The sequence below is a fragment of the Streptomyces sp. LUP47B genome (assembly GCF_001746295.1).
GTDB lineage: Bacteria > Actinomycetota > Actinomycetes > Streptomycetales > Streptomycetaceae > Streptomyces.
Genome location: NZ_MJAH01000005.1, coordinates 203,079 through 218,940, shown reverse-complemented (window position 1 = coordinate 218,940; position 15,862 = coordinate 203,079). Strand labels below are relative to the sequence as shown.

Sequence of the window (15,862 nt, the reverse complement as noted above, 5' to 3'; positions counted from 1 at the left end):
CTTCGGCAAACCGTCTTCCGGTGCGTCCCTCCGGCCCCTCGCTACGAGACGAACAGCGCGCCCTGCTCCGAGCACCGGGCCGGCGCCTCGAGCATGCGATGTCCGGCATCGACATGAACATCGAGACCGCCGAGCAGGTGACTCCCGCACACCGCGCGGGAGTCACGGTCGTGCCGCCCTTCAGATGGGCCTGGCATCCGCCCCGACCGGCACAGCGCAGCCTTGTCCGCGGAACCGGCCCGCGAAGCGACCGCCCGGATCGGCGGTGTCCGGGTGGCACCGCTCCGCAGGAGTCGCCGGAGGGGCGGCGGTTGCGTAATTCCACTGATGACTTCCTGCCCAAGCAACTGGAAGGCTTTCGCCTTGGTGGACGGAGCTCGACGTCACGAGTGGCGAGGCGGGGGATCGACGGGTGTCAGGAAACGCGTGGTTGCTGCTGTTGGCCGCCGCCTTCGGAGCGTGGGCCGTGGTGGAGTCGGTCTGGTACGCGACACGGTTCACCTCGGATCCGGTTGCGCACTACGTCGACTCCCGGATCGTGCGGGTCGACCTACCGCCGCCCGAGACGGATCAAACGCACGGCCTGCCGGTGACCGTGGTCTTCCAGGACCCGTCGACCGGACAGGAGCTGACACTGCGAACGGCCGACGGGAAGAACGGCGCGCTGTACGCCGCCTGGGAGGGCCGGCCGGTCTGGGTGCGTTTCCCGTCGGGAGAACCCTCCCATTTCCGTGTGCAGGGCTCGCCGTTCAGCCGGGGACAGGAGCTGGCCGGTGCGTGGTGGGGCGCGGTGCTCTGCGCGGCCGTGCTGCTCGTGCGTTTCACGACCGTCCAGCACCACAGTTACGGCTGGGCCCTGCTCGGGTTCGGCGATGGCCTGACCGTCCTCGTCGCGTGCGCCTGCGTCAGCGCCATCCCGTGGCGAGGCCGCCGGCGGGCTCTGCTCGACGGTGCACCGACCGTTCCGGCCGAGGTCGTCTGCCTCATGCGCGAGGCCCATCTCAACGAGGAGATCACCACATACACCTACACCGCCGTCGTCACCTTCACCACGGAGGAGGGGCTGACGGTCATGGGCATCGGCCCCGGCGGCCTGACCCATCACGACGATCTCCCCCTCGGCACCCGGCTGTCGGTCCGCTACAGCCCCGAGAACCCCGCGGCCTTCGACTTCGGCCCACCCTGTGATTCCGATCCTTACGGCACGTTGACCGCGTGGATCGTCGGGACGATCGCCTGGGGCACGATCGTCACGTCGGCCGGCTTGCACGCTCTGCTCTGACCCCTCGACGACGGGTCGGGCGGCACGCCGTGACACTGTGCAGCAACCGTCGCCGGTCGGACGACGAGCCGATCCGCGGCGACGTACGACACCCTGCCGAGCCGCACGGCACCTCGTGTGCCGGGCCACGGCATCCCCACGTGAGCGCCGGCCGCAGGCACTCCTCACGGACCCCGACGATTGCGAGACACACTCCATGATTCCGAAGCTGCCCCTGCACGACCCCCGTTGGCGTGACCTCGAGGGTGTGACAGCCGACGAGGTGAGGGCACTTCTGGAGCAGATGGCGTCCACGGCTGCCACCGGGACCGGCGATGAATGGCGGCGGACCTGGACGCACCTGACCGGCGGCCTGATGGACGACGGAGTCGTCTCCGACGGGGCCTATGCGGCCCTGCCGCATCTCGTCGAGGCGGCAGCGGCCCTCCCTCCGGAACAGACCGTGGATTTCTGGGTGGACCTGGGCTTCCTCATGACCGCGGATCACAGGCCACCCGTCCCGGCCGACCTCGGGGCCGGGTTCAGCGCCGCGCTGCGTGTAGCCGAGCGGGCGGCCACCCGAAGCCTCCTGGCCACCGGCACACCCGCGCAGACATACCCCCACCTGGCGCTGTCCTGTGTGGCCTTCACCGGTCACCACATCGCCTCAGCGCTGCAGCGGATCCCCGACAGCCAGGAGAGTGAGCTCCTGCTGGTGTGCCCCGGGTGCGGAAGCGATACCGAGATCCCCGAGTTCTTCGTGAACCCGGTGCGTCCGCCCGTCGAGTCTCCGGAGCTGCCTGATCCCGTCCCGGTCCGCCAAGGAGAGCATCCGTGGGGCGAGGTCGCCGCGGTCTTGGAGCAGGAGACGCCGGGGGAGGGATGGGAGCCCTTCCTGCGGGTGGCACGCGAAGTCGCGGCGGTGGGCCTGCCACCCGAGACACCGGGGCAAGCCGTCCTGTGCCTGGTCGCCGTCCTGGTCGCGGCCAAGGGCGCCCCGCAACGGGACGGGAGGGAGCGGGCCCGCCAACTGATGTCGCTCACCGGGTACTTCCGCTGCTGGGACTGTGAGCGGACATGGACGATCGCCGACGGTCTGGCGGAGAATCCCGATGGTGCGCACCCCCGGAGCCATCCGACGGAGGCGTGGACGGACTCCGGCTGGTCGGCTGTCACGGGAGAGCCGGCGGCGGGCGGAACAGGTGAGACGGCGACCCGGTTCCGGCGGGAGGGGAACGCGCTGCTTGCGGCCGACGGCACCCGCTGGGGTCGTATATCGGACTTCCCCGATTCCGCGCCCGGTTCCATCGGGGGTGTCGACTCACTGGCGGTGGTGTCCCGCCCCGGTCAGCCGACGCTCGTGGCCGGCGCCGGCGACAGGGGCATGTTGTATCTGTGGGATGCGGCCGACGGCCGACTCGTCCATGGACCCCTGGCGGGACATCCCGACCGTATCCGCTCGATGACGGTCCTGCCCCTCTCCGACGGCCGCATCCTCCTGGCAAGCGGGGGCGACGCCGGGACGATCGCCGTGTGGGACCCCGTCACCGGGCGTCCGGTTCGCGAACCGGCCGGCAACTGGCCCGGCGGGGTGACCGGGATGTGTACCGCGACCGTCCCCGACGGCGAGACCCTGCTCGTCACCGCCACCCCCCGAGGCGCGGTCCGGCTGTGGCATCCGGACACCGGTGAGGCCGTCGGGCGCCTCAACCCGTATGGGAGTCCGATCCGTTCGATCGCAGCCGTCCCGATCGCCGCCGACCACACCCTGATCGCGGCCGCGGACACCGCGGGCCGCGTACACGTGTGGGACCCGGCCGTCGACGACCCCTGGGAACCGGGCGCGGCCGTGCAGTTGAGCGGACGCGCGCTCCACGACGCCGATCACCGTGCGGCAACCGTGGCGGCCGTGCCCACTCACGACGGAACCGTGCTGGCCACTGGGGACGACCGCGGCGCGGTCATGCTGTGGGACCCCGCGACGGGTGCCCCCGTCGGCGACGGCCTCCCCGCCTCGACAGGCACCGCCGGGCTTCCGGTGATGACCGCCGCCATGCCGCACGGCGGCCGCGCTGTCCTGGTCATCGGCAGCAGATTTGGGCGCAACCTGCGGGTATGGGAACCGGAGAGCGGCACGGTGCGGCACATCGCCGTGGATGTGGCGGTCACCTGTCTGGCCACCGCGGGCCCCGACCTGATCGTCGGACACGACCACGGAGTCCTCCGACTACCGCTCACACGGCAGTGAACCGTCTACGTGCCGCGGGGCCAGAGACCTGGTCGCGTACGTGCACCGGGACTACGTGGTTTCACGGATTACTCCGGGGTTGGGGGCCGTCGAGGACGAGCGTCGCATCCGCATCGCCGAGGTGCGCTTCATTGCATAGTCAGGCCGCCCTCCCCGTAATCAACGACGACGGTGAACGTGAAGTGAACTTCGACGACACTACTTATGGGTAGTGTTCCCGAACGATCGGTCGGCTGCAATTCTCGGCACGGACACCGTCCCGTGCCGAGGAGAATGAGTAATGAGCATGACTGTGTTGAGGGAGTGCGCCGAGGTTCGATTTCTCTGCGCGGAAGACGTGGAATCCCTCGTGACGCTCGAAGAAGGCAAATGGGATGAGGATCAGGCCGCTTCCGCGGCGGAGCTAGCTGCCCGAATCCAGGCGTACCCGCAGCTCTGCGTCGGTGCCTTCGCCGCCGACGGTGTGGCGCTGGCCTCGCTCTTCATGAAGCCGATCACGATCGGGGAGTTGCGTGCGTCAGCCACCTGGTCGGACTGTGCCGAGGTGCGGACCCCGGACCGGGCAGGTACACGGTCACTGTTCGGTATAAGCCTGAGCAGCATCGACGCGACCGCCGTGACGGCCATATTCGAGTTCTTCTGGCCTTACGCGCTGAAGGGCGGATGGCGTGACATCTATCTGGGCTCGCCCATGTCGGGCCTTCGAGGCTGGAAGACGTCAAATCCGGAAGGGTCGCCGGATTCTTATATGCGCGAGAAGCGTCATGGGATGCCACGCGACCCGCAACTGCGCTACTACTACAACAAAGGCTTCAAGGAAATCCTGGAATGCAAGCCCGGATATTTTCCCCATCCGGCCTCACTCGACCACGGAGCGCTGCTCCGCGGGCGTATCCCATTGGCCGCCGGCGCCCCGCTGTGGCGTCTCGTGCCGCTGCCCTGGCTCCAGTTGATGCGGAAGACCCTCTTCCGGCTCGTTTAGCGGCTTCGGACAACCGTTCAGTCGGAAGAGCAGACAGGAAAAAGTGAACATGAACGAGGCCGACAGCCCTACCGGGACGACCGCGGACGCCGTGGTCATAGGGGCGGGCATGGCGGGACTGCTGGCCGCGGCCGTCCTGAGCGGATCGGGTCGTACCGTCACCGTCCTCGAACGTGACACCGCCACCACGGTCCCCGCACCGCGCGACGGTGTTCCCCAGGGCCGCCAGCCGCACGTGCTCCTGCACCGGGGTCTGTGCGAGATCGAGGAGCTGCTGCCGGGGCTGCGTCAGCAGTTGATCGCCGCGGGCGGGGTGCCACTGGACACGGGCAACCTCGCCTGGCTCGGCGAACGCGGATGGGCCCCCTTCGGCACCTCTGCCTTCGAGCTGGTCTCGGCCACCCGCCCGCTGGTCGAGCACCTGGTGCGGGAAAGGGTGACCGCACTTCCCGGGGTCGTACTGCTGGGCGGCGCCCGCGTCCGTGGCCTGAACCGCCCCGCGAGCGGCACCGGATGGCTCGTCGAGCGCCATGGTGCCCCGGCCGTCAGGACGGACCTCGTCGTGGACGCGTCCGGACGTGGCTCCCGAATGCCCCAGTGGCTGGCACAACAAGGGCTCGGTGAGGTGCCCGCCACCTCGGTCGACGCCGGATTCGGCTACGCGGGACGCGCCTACGCCGCACCACCCGGCCATCTCGGCCGTGTCGCGGGTGTCGTCCTGCTGCCCACGGCGGGCTGCCCGGCCGGGGGCGTGGCCCTTCCCGTGGAGGGCGGACGCTGGTTGGTCGCCGCCGTGGGCGCCGCGGAACACCGCCCGCCACGGGATCCCGAAGGCTTCGACGCCTTCCTGGCCCGTCTCCGGGACCCGGCCCTCGCCGACTTCACGGCAAGCGCCCGCCCACTGGGCGACATCGCCGTACACCGCCGCACCGGCAACCTGCGCCGGCACTACGACCGCATGGCATCGTGGCCCGACGGCCTCCTGGTCACGGGCGACAGCCTCTGCGCCTTCAACCCGGTGTACGGGCAGGGCATCACCGTGGCGGCGACCCAGGCGCTGCTCCTGCGACGGGCGTTGGCCACCACCAGGCCGGGCTGGGAGCACCGGCTCGTGCGGCGACTCGCCCGCGCCGCCGACCTCCCCTGGGCCATCGCGACAGGCGAGGACCTGCGCCACACCGGCGGTGGACGCCGCTCGGGAGTGGACGCGCTGTTCGGCCGCTGGTCGGGCGAGGTCGACCGGCTCGCCGCGCACGGGAACGTCAGGGCCCAGCGCACCCTCGACAGCATCTACCATCTCGTCGGCTCACCGGCCCGGTTGTTCGACCCCGCACTGATCGTCTCCGCTGTCAAAGCGCGCCTCATGGGCCTGCCTGCCCCCTCGCCGCGTCCACCCCTCAACTCCTCGCTCGGCAGAGCAGGGTCTCTTCAGGAGAAGACCGGATGAACGTCGCCGTGACCGGACTCGGCGCCACCACACCCCTGGGCGGGGACGTGCCGAGCACCCTCACAGAGGACCGCGCAGAGGCCCGCCGACTGGACCGCTGTGAGCAGGTGGGGATCGGTACCGGCACCGGCGGCGTACTCGCACTGCTCGGCCAGGACGACATCCTGGAACGCTCCGGCGCCCGCCAAGTGTCCCCGCGTGCAGTGACGCTGCCGATGGCGAGCGGGCCGGCAGCCATGCTCAGCCTGGAACTCGGTGCCCGAGGCGCCGCCCACACACCCGTCAGCGACTGCGCCCCCGGCGCGGAGGCCATCGCCCTGGCCCTGGGCGCCGTCCTCACCGGCATCACTCAAGCCGCCGCGCACTCCACCCGCAACGACGATCTCTCAGTGGCCTCCCGGCCGTTCGACGCCACCAGGGACGCTGCCGTTGTCGTGCTGGAGCACGTCGACTTCGCTCCCGCCCACGCCACCGCGCCGTGTGCCGTCCCGGCCGACGAGGGCGTCACCTCCGACGCGCGCCACCTGACACCCGGACACACCGATGGCCAAGTCCGCGCCAGCCGCCGGGCACCCGCCGACTCCTTCGGCTTCGAAGGTCACAACGCCTGCCACGCCTTCCTGGCCGGCGCCGTTGGGGGGCAGCGATGATGTCATCACCCACTCCCTCCGTGTCGGGGGCGCAGAAGGCGGGTCGCCCGGTGCCGTGGGTGGACCGTGGGGCCGCGGGGCACTGGCCGGCGATCCGGATCTGGCGTTTCGACGTACTCGCGGAGAGCGCCTGGATCGGGCCGACCGGCGCGCGCACCGGCCTGCACCACGACCTGCTGGACAACGTCGCTGTGCAGTTGGTGGGACGCAAACGGTTCCGGCTGCTGCCGCCGGGAAGCGTCCAGCGTGTCGGCGGCCGGTCACCGCGTTACGACAAGTGGGCCCGGCTGTCCCGGCTGACCGCCGACGAGGTGACGGAACAAGCCGCACATCGGGCCGCGGGCGGGCCGGACGTACTCACGGTCGATCTCGACCCGGGCGATGTGCTGCATGTGCCGGCGGGGTGGTGGCACGAGGTGGTGAACCTCAGTCCGGGGGTGCTGCTGAGTGGCTTCCACGGTTTCCAGCCCGCGGTCGGCCTGCTGTGGATGAGGGAGTCCGCCCGCCACGCCGCACATCGTCTGGGTGTCGTCGGCCGCCGGGGCTGCACCTGTCACCCCGAGGCCGTGCTGTAACTCCCCAGGGCCGGCGGAGAGGGGTCCGGTTCCTACCTGGAGCGTGTCCTCGCCGCCGACACTTACGCCATGCATCACCGCCACCCAGGTGCGTGGTCCAAGACCTGTCCCTACGCCTGTGATGCCTGAAGGTATGAGCTCCCCGTGCTCACGTCGACGGCCTCACTCATTCGGCTTCCAGACCCAATTCCGCCGCTCGTAGGCGACCTTGGAACCCAGGCCGAGCATGTTGTGGAGCGACGACGAAGTGGGCCGAGGTCAGCGGTGCCGCGGATTTCCCGGCCGGGAGGTAGGTTCGCCGAATCCTGGAGCGGTTCGTGTGCGCGGAGAGGGGGCCGGTGCCCGCCGCTCGAGCTGCCGTCGGCTCCGGGCAGGTCATCTGCATCCAGGGCCTGTGATGGCGAGCCCTGGGCCCCGAACGCGGGTCAGCCCCGGCTCCGTTCCGACTCGGAGCCGAGGCTGACCCTGCATCGTGTACGGCGAGGCGTACCCACCCGCGCCGTACACGAAGTACGGGAAGTACCCGAAGCGAGTGATCGCAGTACCCGAAGTACCTGGCGTCCCCGGTGTACGGGCCGTCAGTGGGCGATCACCGGGATCCTCATCTCGTCCTCGGCGCCCTCGCCGGAGGCCGGACCGACTTCCGGCTTGCCGGTGTTGACGAAGGTCGCGGCGATCGTGGCGGCGAGCACGAGGATGCCGACGGCGAACCAGATCGCGTTGGTGTACCCGTGCACCTGGCCCTCCAGCTGGACCAGCTGCTGCTGGGCCTTCGATCCGGCGCCGCCGATGTGGTCCTTGATGTACGCGGTCGTCGCCGAGGCGGCGATCGTGTTCAGCAGGGCCGTACCGATCGCGCCGCCCACCTGCTGCGAGGTGTTGACCATCGCGGAGGCGACACCGGAGTCACGCGGCTCGACACCGTGCGTGGACAGGGAGAGGGCGGGCATGAACGCCGTACCCATGCCGAGGCCGAGCAGCACCAGCCCCGGCAGGATGACACCGGCGTACGAGGTGTTGATCTCCAGCCGGGTGAGGAAGAACATGCCGGTCCCGGCGAGCAGGAAGCCCGGAGCCATCAGCAGGCGCGGGGGAATCCGGGTTATCAGACGGGTGCCGATCTGGGTGGAGCCGACCATCAGGCCGCCGATCAACGGCAGGAAGGCGAGGCCGGTCTTGACCGGGGAGTAGCCCTTCACGAGCTGCATGTAGTAGGTCAGGAAGAGGAACAGACCGAAGAGCGCGATGATCGCGAGGCCGAGGGAGAGGTAGACACCGCCGCGGTTGCGCTCGGTGATGACGCGCAGGGGCAGCAGCGGGGCCCTGACCTTGGACTCGGTGAAGACGAACGCGGCGAGCAGCACCGCCGCGGCGACGAACAGGCCGACCGTCGTGGAGTCGCCCCAGCCGTCGGACTCGGCGCGGGTGAAGGCGTAGACCAGCGTGACGAGACCGAGGATGGACAGGGCGACGCCCGGGATGTCGAGCGGCGAGCGGTTGCGGCTGCCGGACGGCTCACGGATGACGAAGTACGCGCCCGCGGCCGCGATGACCGCGAAGGGGATGTTCACGAAGAAGGTCCAGCGCCAGTTCATGTACTCGGTGAGGACGCCGCCGAGGATGAAGCCCACGGCGCCGCCGCCACCGGCGATCGCGCCGTAGATGCCGAACGCCTTGGCGCGCTCCTTGGGCTCTGTGAACATCACGGCGAGCAGGGAGAGCGCGGCGGGCGCGAGCAGCGCGCCGAACGCACCCTGCAGGGCACGGGCGCCGAGCATCGTCGCCTCGTTCGTGGCCGCGCCGCCGAGGGCGGACGCGGCGGCGAAGCCGATCAGACCGGCGACGAAGGTGCGCTTGCGACCCCAGAGATCCGCGATACGGCCGCCGAAGAGCAGCAGACCACCGAAGGCCAGGGCGTACGCCGTGATGACCCACTGGCGGTTGCCGTCGGATATGCCCAGGTCCTGCTGGGCGGACGGCAACGCGATGTTCACGATCGTCGCGTCCAGCACGACCATCAGCTGGGCGAGCGTGATGAAGGTGAGCGCTTTCCAGCGGTTGGAATGGGAGTCGGCTGCCGCCTTGGCGGTGGCCTGAGCTGTTTCGGACATGGGGATACCCACTTCGGGACTTCGGGACTTCGGGACTTCGTGGCGAAGAACGATGAGAGAAGTTCAGAGAGACAGAGCTGGAGATGACCTGGCAGTGGCTGGGTGAGCCGGCTCCCGGCGACGATCGGATCGCCGGGAGCGCTGCACTGTCTGCAGGTCTCAGCCGGCCAGCTGGTTGGTCTTGCGGACCTGTCCGTCGAAGACCCCGGCGGGAAGGATGCGGTGCGCCACGCTGAGGAGCCGGGCGCTCCGGCCGGCGCTGTAGCGCACCTTGGGCTTGGAGTCGGTGGCGGCCGCGACGATCGCCTTCGCGACGATGGCGGGATCGTCGCCGTCCGCGTTGACCGCCAACGCCAGCTTGTCGGCGATGCGCCGCTGCTCCGCGTAGATGTCCATGGGCATGTCGGGCTCGACGGTGTTCGCCTCGAACGAGGATTTGGTACCGCCCGGCTGGACGATAAGGGCCCGGATCCCCTGTGCGCGGATCTCGTGGTCCAGCGACTCGGTGTACCCCTCGAGCGCGTGCTTGGACGCCGAGTAGTTGGCCATGTAGGGCGCGGGGAGGAACCCGAGGACGGACGAGATGTTGATGACGCGCCCGCTTCCCTGGGCGCGCATGTGCGGGAGAACGGCCTTGGTCATGCGCATCGCACCGAAGACGTTGATGTTGAAGAGGCGCTCGGCCTGCGCGAGAGAGTTTTCCTCCCACGCGCCCGAGGAGCCGATGCCCGCGTTGTTGACCAGGACGTCGATCCGCCCGAACCGCTCGATCACCTGCTTGACCGCGGCAGCGACCGAATCATCGCTGCCCACATCGAGGGCGAGGAACGTCACGCCGTCACGACGGTCGGCTCCCGACGTCTTCCGGCTCGTTCCCACCGTCTCGAAACCCGCTTCGGCGAGCGCGAGGGCGGCCGCCTTTCCGATACCGGTGGACGCACCTGTCACGAGTGCCACCGGTCGAGTTGTCGCCATCATGAGCTCCCTTAGTTTTGAAGTACGGTCGTATGTCTTACGTTCGTACGACCATACGGGGATCGCCGGTCGATGGCAAGTGGTCGCGTCCGGCGGTTCGGGACCGGGCCGGCATCGGCGTATCGGCCGGCTGGGCCGACGGTCGGGACGGGATGTGTGTGACGGCCATGGCTTCCTCCACGCGGTCGGTACGACGGAAGCCACTTTCGGCGTCGCGTAGAGGAACCCGAGCTTCTTCGTGTTCGGTGAGGCCGACAAGAACATCCCGGCCGCTGCCCAGCACTTCATGGCCGAGCGAGCCAAGGCCGAGGTGATCGTGGCCATTGACGGCGGCCGCCACGCCATCTCCCACGCGGTGTTCGCTTCCCACCGGACGAGGTCGCAGAGGTCATCCTGCGCGCCGGAGCCTGACCGGCGCCCTGCTGGACGGCAGGCCGACGGTTCGGTGTGGGGGGCGTCGGTGTGAACCGACTGGACGACTGAAGAAGGCCCGTATGACGGTGTCGGGGCCTGCTCCGTGTCCCGATCCCGGTGACGGCTCACCGATGGGGTGAGCGCCGGTGCCGGGACCCCTGTGCTCGCAACTGGAGCAGTGCGGTGGCGAAGTCTCGAAGGCCTTCGCCACCGCACAGGGTCGGTCTTCGTTCGAAGCCAGACCATGGGGTTGCCGCTGACCGTGTCCTCCGCCGGAACATATGGCTGGACGACATCCCAGTGCTCGGCTGTGCGTCCCTCCTCGAACCGGAAGATGCCGACGATGGCCGCGTCGCCCTCCGGCAACCACCGCCGTCCCGGAAGGTCCGCTCCGGATTCCATTCGAAGCCCACCAGCCCCGGAACGGCCGCACGCAGGCCGTCCGTGCTATTGGGAAGGTTCGGACTGTGCTTGTTCGGGGGGTGCCGTGAAGGTCCCGACCGGCGTGAAGAGCCGGTCGTCCGGCGCGATGGTCGCATGCACCCTCTGCCGGGACAGGTCCGCCACGTGGACCACAGTGCTGCCGTCGGCCTCCGGCCAACTGGCGAGGAACACGTCCGGACGAATCTCGGCGATTTGTACGTCGACGGTCTCGATGTGACCGTCGGCGGCCAGTCCGGCGCCATCGACAACCTCGAACGTCATTCTTGTGTCCGAGTGGTAGGTGAAACGCGCCTTGGACCGGCCCATCCCGGCTGCCCGCGTCTTCCCTGCAAGCTTTGCCGGCATGGCTGCTCTTCTCGTCTCGCTGACGAGGACGACGTTCGGCGAAGCGCCCCTCGGACAGCGACCGTCGGATGACTGGGACGCCTCACCCCTGCCTCCCGACCAGGCGTCCGACGTCGACCGTCATCAGCCCAGTCATCCGACGGTCGCAGGATGACGGGAGGCTGTTCAGTATTGGATTCAGTAGGGTCGAGCAATAGGGAAGAAATTTCCGGCTTGTCCCGAACAACCGCGCGTGGACCGAGAACGGAGATCGGAATGCCTTTCATCACCACGAACGACGGTACGGAGATTTTCTACAAGGACTGGGGTTCGGGTCAGCCGGTGGTGTTCAGCCACGGCTGGCCGCTGTCGGCGGACGACTGGGACAACCAGATGCTGTTCTTTCTTCGGAACGGCTACCGGGTCGTCGCTCACGACCGCCGAGGTCACGGCCGATCGGCGCAGGTCGACGAGGGGCACGACCTGGACCACTACGCCGACGACCTGGCTGCGGTAACCGCTCACCTCGACCTGCGCAACGCCATCCACGTCGGCCACTCGACGGGCGGCGGTGAGGTCGTGCGTTACCTCGCCCGCCACGGCGAGGAGCGCGTGGCCAAAGCGGCGCTCATCGCCGCGGTCCCGCCTCTCATGGTGCAGACCGAGGCCAACCCGAACGGTGTGCCCAAGAGCGTGTTCGACGACATTCAGGCGCAACTGGCCGCGAACCGCTCGGAGTTCTACCGGGCGCTGCCGTCCGGCCCGTTCTACGGCTACAACCGCCCGGGTGTCGAGCCGTCCGAGGCCAACATCCAGAACTGGTGGCGGCAGGGCATGATGGGTGGCGCGAAGGCGCACTACGACGGCGTCGTGGCGTTCTCGCAGACCGACTTCACCGAGGACCTCAAGAAGATCTCGGTTCCGGTTCTGGTCATGCACGGCGACGACGACCAGATCGTGCCGTACGAGAACTCCGGCCCGTTGTCGGCGAAGCTGCTTCGGAACGGCGAGCTCAAGACGTACGCCGGATTCCCTCATGGCATGCCGACCACCCACGCGGACACCGTCAACGCTGACCTGCTGGAGTTCTTCCGTTCTTGACGCCTCAAGGGATCAAGAGATCAAGGGAGATGACTGAGCCCGGGTGCCCGCTGTACGTCAGGGGTTCCCGGGCCGGACGGTGTGACGCCCAGCTTCAGTAAGTGGTCGCCGGCCGCCAACAGGTTGTCCACCCAGCTGCGAGTCAGCTCGAGTCGATCCGCTGCCAGAAGGAGTGCCGACGGACCGCGGGAGGCCTTCTGAAAGACCGTCAAGGTGCAGGCGATCACGACAAGCATCATCCGCCCGGTGGGTTGGACCGTACGCGTGAAGTTGTAGGTGGGCTTTTCGGCTGACTTAAAAGTCCCCTGACGCACTCAGCTCAGGTAGTTCTCGACCTGTGAGGCCGGACGCACATGGGCCTCATCCGGGTCCTCGCCGAATTCTGCCTTTGCGCGTCGCTGGCGCAACAAATCCCAGCACTGGTCGAGTTCACGCTCCAGTTCGCCGAGACGCTGCTTTTCTTCCTGCGTATCGATTTGGCCCTCTTGGGCGGAATCCCGCAGTTTCCGTTCCTGTTCCACCATCGCCGCTATCCTGCCGAGAATTTCTCCCTGATCCATTGTTCCTCCAAGGGGTCCCAGCTGCACCATGACCTGACACGGCGTCACGTGATCTGGCGATCACCTGTCAGTTTTACCGAACTCTAAGACGCGTTACTTGAGGGCGCAAGGGACGTCAAGTGCACGCCTTGTCGTCTCAACTCCCCTCCGTAGCGCCGGGTGTGACCGACACCTACTCACGCCCAACTACAACTGTCGGTAACATTTGGAAGGTCGTTCCAGGCTGCGAAACTTACCCGGCCAGTTTCGGATTGCGGACTGTGAAGAAGCCCGGTCGGCCGAAGCGGCTCGCTGTAGTGGTCCGACACCCACTACGACGCCCCGAGGCCGTTCAGCAGGGTGTCCACGACGACGTCTGCCGCCTGCCCGGGGCTCAGCTCGGGCAACTGGCGGGACACGAGGTGCATGAGCTGGGGCAGCAGCGCGCTCGCCCAACCCTCCGGCACGCCGGATCGCAGGAGACCTTCGTCGGTGGCGCGGCGGAGGAAGGTGTCGACCTCGTGGACGGAGGTGTCACGGCGTGCGCGGACGGCGTCGTCGACGAGCACGCGGGTGAGGTCGACGGGCCAGGTGCGGTTGACGGCGATGATGTTCTCGACGTAGCGGTGCAGGGCGACGGCGACGGGGGCTTCGCGCAGCCGTGCTTCTTCGATGGCGTGCTCGATGGCCGTGAGGCGGGCGTCGTAGATGGTCGCGAGCAGGTCTTCGCGGGAGGCGAAGCGACGGTAGACGGTGCGGCGGTCCACGCCCGCCTCGGCGGCGATGGCGGCGATGCTCGCCCCGGAGTCGGCGGCGAGCATACGTGCTCCGGTGGTCAGGACCGCTTCCAGGTTGCGCGCTGCGTCGGCTCTCACAGCACCGAGTCTAACCGGCACCGCCTCCCCGAAGTTGACCTTTACCCGTTAAGTGTCACATGGAAGGGGTAGATAGGGTTCCTCCTGTCAGTCACATGCGGCGACATCGCTCCGAGCCTTACGGCGAACCCTGTTCCGGAGTTGGTACGTGAGATCAGAGCCGCGGCCCCGTGCGCGTCCCCGCGGGCCCGGCGGGGGAGAATGAGGGCCGTACCCGAAGGTCGACCCTTGCGGAGGAGCCGGGAAATGCAGAACGCGCGAGCGGGGCAGGTCGCCGGGCCTGAGGACCTCATCGATGTGGCCCGTCTGGTCACGGCGTACTACACGCTGCACCCCGACCCGGCCGAACCGGGACAGCGGGTCGCCTTCGGTACCTCGGGGCACCGCGGTTCGTCCCTCGCGGTGGCGTTCAACGAGGACCACATCGCGGCCACCAGCCAGGCCATCTGCGAGTACCGCGCCGCCCAGGGCACCGACGGCCCCCTCTTCCTCGGAGCCGACACCCACGCCCTGTCCGAGCCCGCCCGGGCCACGGCGCTGGAGGTGTTCGCGGCCAACGACGTGACCGTCCTCATCGACGAGGCCGACGGCTACACGCCCACCCCGGCCGTCTCGCACGCCATTCTCACCCACAACCGGCACCGGACCTCGGCGCTCGCCGACGGAGTCGTCGTCACCCCCTCGCACAACCCGCCCGCCGACGGCGGCTTCAAGTACAACCCGCCGAACGGCGGCCCCGCCGGATCCGAGGCGACCTCCTGGATCCAGGACCGCGCCAACGAGATCATCACCGGCGGCCTGAAGGACGTACGGCGCATCCCCTACGCCCGTGCCCTGGCCGCGCCCGGCACCGGCCGCCACGACTTCCTCGGGGCCTACGTCGCCGACCTGCCGAACGTCCTGGACCTGGACGCGATCCGGTCCGCGGGAGTGCGCATCGGCGCCGATCCGCTGGGCGGCGCCTCGGTCGCCTACTGGGGCCGGATCGCCGAACAGCACCGCCTCGACCTGACGGTGGTCAATCCGCTCACCGATCCCACCTGGCGCTTCATGACGCTCGACTGGGACGGCAAGATCCGCATGGACTGCTCCTCCCCGTACGCCATGGCCTCGCTCATCGAGCAGCGCGACCGGTTCGACATCGCCACCGGCAACGACGCCGACTCCGACCGGCACGGCATCGTCACGCCGGACGCGGGCCTGATGAACCCGAACCACTATCTGGCCGTGGCGATCTCGTACCTGTTCTCACACCGGGACCAGTGGCCCGCGGGGGCCGGGATCGGCAAGACCCTGGTGTCGTCGAGCATGATCGACCGGGTCGCGGCGGACCTCGGCCGGACGCTGGTGGAAGTACCCGTCGGCTTCAAGTGGTTCGTGGACGGCCTGTCCGACGGCACGATCGGTTTCGGCGGCGAGGAGTCGGCCGGCGCGTCCTTCCTGCGCCGCGACGGCTCGGTGTGGACCACCGACAAGGACGGCATCATCCTGGCCCTGCTCGCCTCCGAGATCACGGCGGTCACCGGCAAGAGCCCCTCGCAGCACTACGCCGAGCTCACCCAGCGCTTCGGTGCCCCCGCCTACGCGCGTGTCGACGCCCCGGCCTCCCGCGAGGAGAAGGCACTGCTCGCCAAGCTGTCCCCGCGCCAGGTCACCGCCGACACCCTCGCCGGCGAGCCGGTCACCCAGGTCCTCACCGAGGCCCCCGGCAACGGCGCTGCCCTCGGCGGTATCAAGGTGGCCACCGCCAACGCCTGGTTCGCGGCCCGCCCTTCGGGCACCGAGGACGTCTACAAGATCTACGGGGAGTCCTTCCTCGGCGCGGACCACCTGCGCCGGGTCCAGGAGGAGGCCAAGTCCGTGGTGCTGGCGGCGCTGGGCGCCTGACCCGAGAAGGGTGACTTTCGGACACGTGC

General features: G+C 68.9%; 14 protein-coding genes. 8 read left to right on the top strand and 6 right to left on the bottom strand.

Going from position 1 to position 15,862, the window contains the following annotated elements; all coding sequences use genetic code 11:
* Nucleotides 1–412: 412 nt before the first annotated feature.
* The 6 genes from BFN33_RS17160 (at nucleotide 413) to BFN33_RS17135 (ending at nucleotide 7,163) form a co-directional block, all read left to right on the top strand.
* A complete protein-coding gene (locus BFN33_RS17160) occupies nucleotides 413–1,282 on the top strand; it encodes a DUF3592 domain-containing protein (protein ID WP_079140858.1) in 870 nt (289 codons plus the stop codon).
* 196 nt (nucleotides 1,283–1,478) lie between these two features.
* Nucleotides 1,479–3,509 carry a WD40 repeat domain-containing protein gene (locus tag BFN33_RS17155; protein ID WP_256122775.1) on the top strand — a complete coding sequence of 677 codons (2,031 nt, stop codon included), beginning with the start codon at nucleotides 1,479–1,481 and terminating at the stop codon, nucleotides 3,507–3,509.
* Between the two features lie 280 nt (nucleotides 3,510–3,789).
* Entirely contained in the window at nucleotides 3,790–4,491 is a 702-nt protein-coding gene (locus tag BFN33_RS17150) for a hypothetical protein (RefSeq protein ID WP_079140857.1), read from the top strand.
* Nucleotides 4,492–4,540: 49 nt separating this feature from the next.
* Nucleotides 4,541–5,938, top strand: coding sequence for an NAD(P)/FAD-dependent oxidoreductase (locus tag BFN33_RS17145; RefSeq protein ID WP_069760928.1), 1,398 nt, complete (start codon nucleotides 4,541–4,543; stop codon nucleotides 5,936–5,938).
* The gene (locus tag BFN33_RS17140) at nucleotides 5,935–6,588 is read left to right on the top strand and encodes a beta-ketoacyl synthase N-terminal-like domain-containing protein (RefSeq protein WP_069760927.1); all 654 of its coding nucleotides are present in this window, start codon (nucleotides 5,935–5,937) and stop codon (nucleotides 6,586–6,588) included. The genes BFN33_RS17145 and BFN33_RS17140 overlap by 4 nt, the downstream gene beginning before the upstream one ends.
* 20 nt (nucleotides 6,589–6,608) lie before the next feature.
* Complete coding sequence (locus BFN33_RS17135; RefSeq protein ID WP_176742405.1) at nucleotides 6,609–7,163, top strand: cupin-like domain-containing protein; 555 nt, start codon at nucleotides 6,609–6,611, stop codon at nucleotides 7,161–7,163.
* A 578-nt stretch (nucleotides 7,164–7,741) separates the two neighbouring features.
* On the opposite strand, the gene BFN33_RS17130 is transcribed toward BFN33_RS17135, so the two are convergent.
* The 4 genes from BFN33_RS17130 to BFN33_RS17115 form a co-directional block, all read right to left on the bottom strand.
* The gene (locus tag BFN33_RS17130; protein WP_069760925.1) at nucleotides 7,742–9,274 is read right to left on the bottom strand and encodes an MFS transporter; all 1,533 of its coding nucleotides are present in this window, start codon (nucleotides 9,272–9,274) and stop codon (nucleotides 7,742–7,744) included.
* Between the two features lie 159 nt (nucleotides 9,275–9,433).
* Nucleotides 9,434–10,249: an oxidoreductase gene (locus BFN33_RS17125; protein ID WP_069761133.1), complete on the bottom strand. Its 816-nt coding sequence runs from the start codon at nucleotides 10,247–10,249 to the stop codon at nucleotides 9,434–9,436.
* 37 nt (nucleotides 10,250–10,286) lie between these two features.
* The gene (locus tag BFN33_RS53170; RefSeq protein WP_176742404.1) at nucleotides 10,287–10,589 is read right to left on the bottom strand and encodes a hypothetical protein; all 303 of its coding nucleotides are present in this window, start codon (nucleotides 10,587–10,589) and stop codon (nucleotides 10,287–10,289) included.
* Nucleotides 10,590–11,110: 521 nt separating this feature from the next.
* Nucleotides 11,111–11,452, bottom strand: coding sequence for a hypothetical protein (locus BFN33_RS17115; RefSeq protein ID WP_370743294.1), 342 nt, complete (start codon nucleotides 11,450–11,452; stop codon nucleotides 11,111–11,113).
* A gap of 255 nt (nucleotides 11,453–11,707) precedes the next feature.
* Between BFN33_RS17115 and BFN33_RS17110 the strand changes: the two genes are divergently transcribed.
* On the top strand, nucleotides 11,708–12,532 hold the full coding sequence (locus BFN33_RS17110) for an alpha/beta fold hydrolase (RefSeq protein ID WP_069760922.1): 825 nt from the start codon (nucleotides 11,708–11,710) through the stop codon (nucleotides 12,530–12,532).
* Between the two features lie 314 nt (nucleotides 12,533–12,846).
* Here the strand turns inward: BFN33_RS17110 and BFN33_RS49810 are convergent, their stop codons facing one another.
* Nucleotides 12,847–13,092, bottom strand: a complete 246-nt coding sequence (locus tag BFN33_RS49810; RefSeq protein ID WP_079140855.1) for a DUF2630 family protein — start codon at nucleotides 13,090–13,092, stop codon at nucleotides 12,847–12,849.
* Nucleotides 13,093–13,403: 311 nt separating this feature from the next.
* Nucleotides 13,404–13,892, bottom strand: coding sequence for a TetR/AcrR family transcriptional regulator (locus tag BFN33_RS17100; RefSeq protein ID WP_069760920.1), 489 nt, complete (start codon nucleotides 13,890–13,892; stop codon nucleotides 13,404–13,406).
* Nucleotides 13,893–14,192: 300 nt separating this feature from the next.
* On the opposite strand from BFN33_RS17100, the gene pgm reads away from it, so the two are divergent.
* Nucleotides 14,193–15,833 carry a phosphoglucomutase (alpha-D-glucose-1,6-bisphosphate-dependent) gene (gene pgm / locus BFN33_RS17095; RefSeq protein ID WP_069760919.1) on the top strand — a complete coding sequence of 547 codons (1,641 nt, stop codon included), beginning with the start codon at nucleotides 14,193–14,195 and terminating at the stop codon, nucleotides 15,831–15,833.
* Nucleotides 15,834–15,862 lie beyond the last annotated feature (29 nt).

Bases quoted from the DNA above. Each gene is read 5' to 3' on its own strand.
- BFN33_RS17155 (WP_256122775.1), top strand. From the start codon at position 1,479: ATGATTCCGAAGCTGCCCCTGCACGACCCCCGTTGGCGTGACCTCGAG.
- BFN33_RS17150 (WP_079140857.1), top strand. From the start codon at position 3,790: ATGAGCATGACTGTGTTGAGGGAGTGCGCCGAGGTTCGATTTCTCTGC.
- BFN33_RS17145 (WP_069760928.1), top strand. From the start codon at position 4,541: ATGAACGAGGCCGACAGCCCTACCGGGACGACCGCGGACGCCGTGGTC.
- BFN33_RS17140 (WP_069760927.1), top strand. From the start codon at position 5,935: ATGAACGTCGCCGTGACCGGACTCGGCGCCACCACACCCCTGGGCGGG.
- BFN33_RS17130 (WP_069760925.1), bottom strand. From the start codon at position 9,274: ATGTCCGAAACAGCTCAGGCCACCGCCAAGGCGGCAGCCGACTCCCAT.
- BFN33_RS17125 (WP_069761133.1), bottom strand. From the start codon at position 10,249: ATGGCGACAACTCGACCGGTGGCACTCGTGACAGGTGCGTCCACCGGT.
- BFN33_RS17115 (WP_370743294.1), bottom strand. From the start codon at position 11,452: ATGCCGGCAAAGCTTGCAGGGAAGACGCGGGCAGCCGGGATGGGCCGG.
- BFN33_RS17110 (WP_069760922.1), top strand. From the start codon at position 11,708: ATGCCTTTCATCACCACGAACGACGGTACGGAGATTTTCTACAAGGAC.
- BFN33_RS49810 (WP_079140855.1), bottom strand. From the start codon at position 13,092: ATGGATCAGGGAGAAATTCTCGGCAGGATAGCGGCGATGGTGGAACAG.
- BFN33_RS17100 (WP_069760920.1), bottom strand. From the start codon at position 13,892: ATGCTCGCCGCCGACTCCGGGGCGAGCATCGCCGCCATCGCCGCCGAG.
- pgm (WP_069760919.1), top strand. From the start codon at position 14,193: ATGCAGAACGCGCGAGCGGGGCAGGTCGCCGGGCCTGAGGACCTCATC.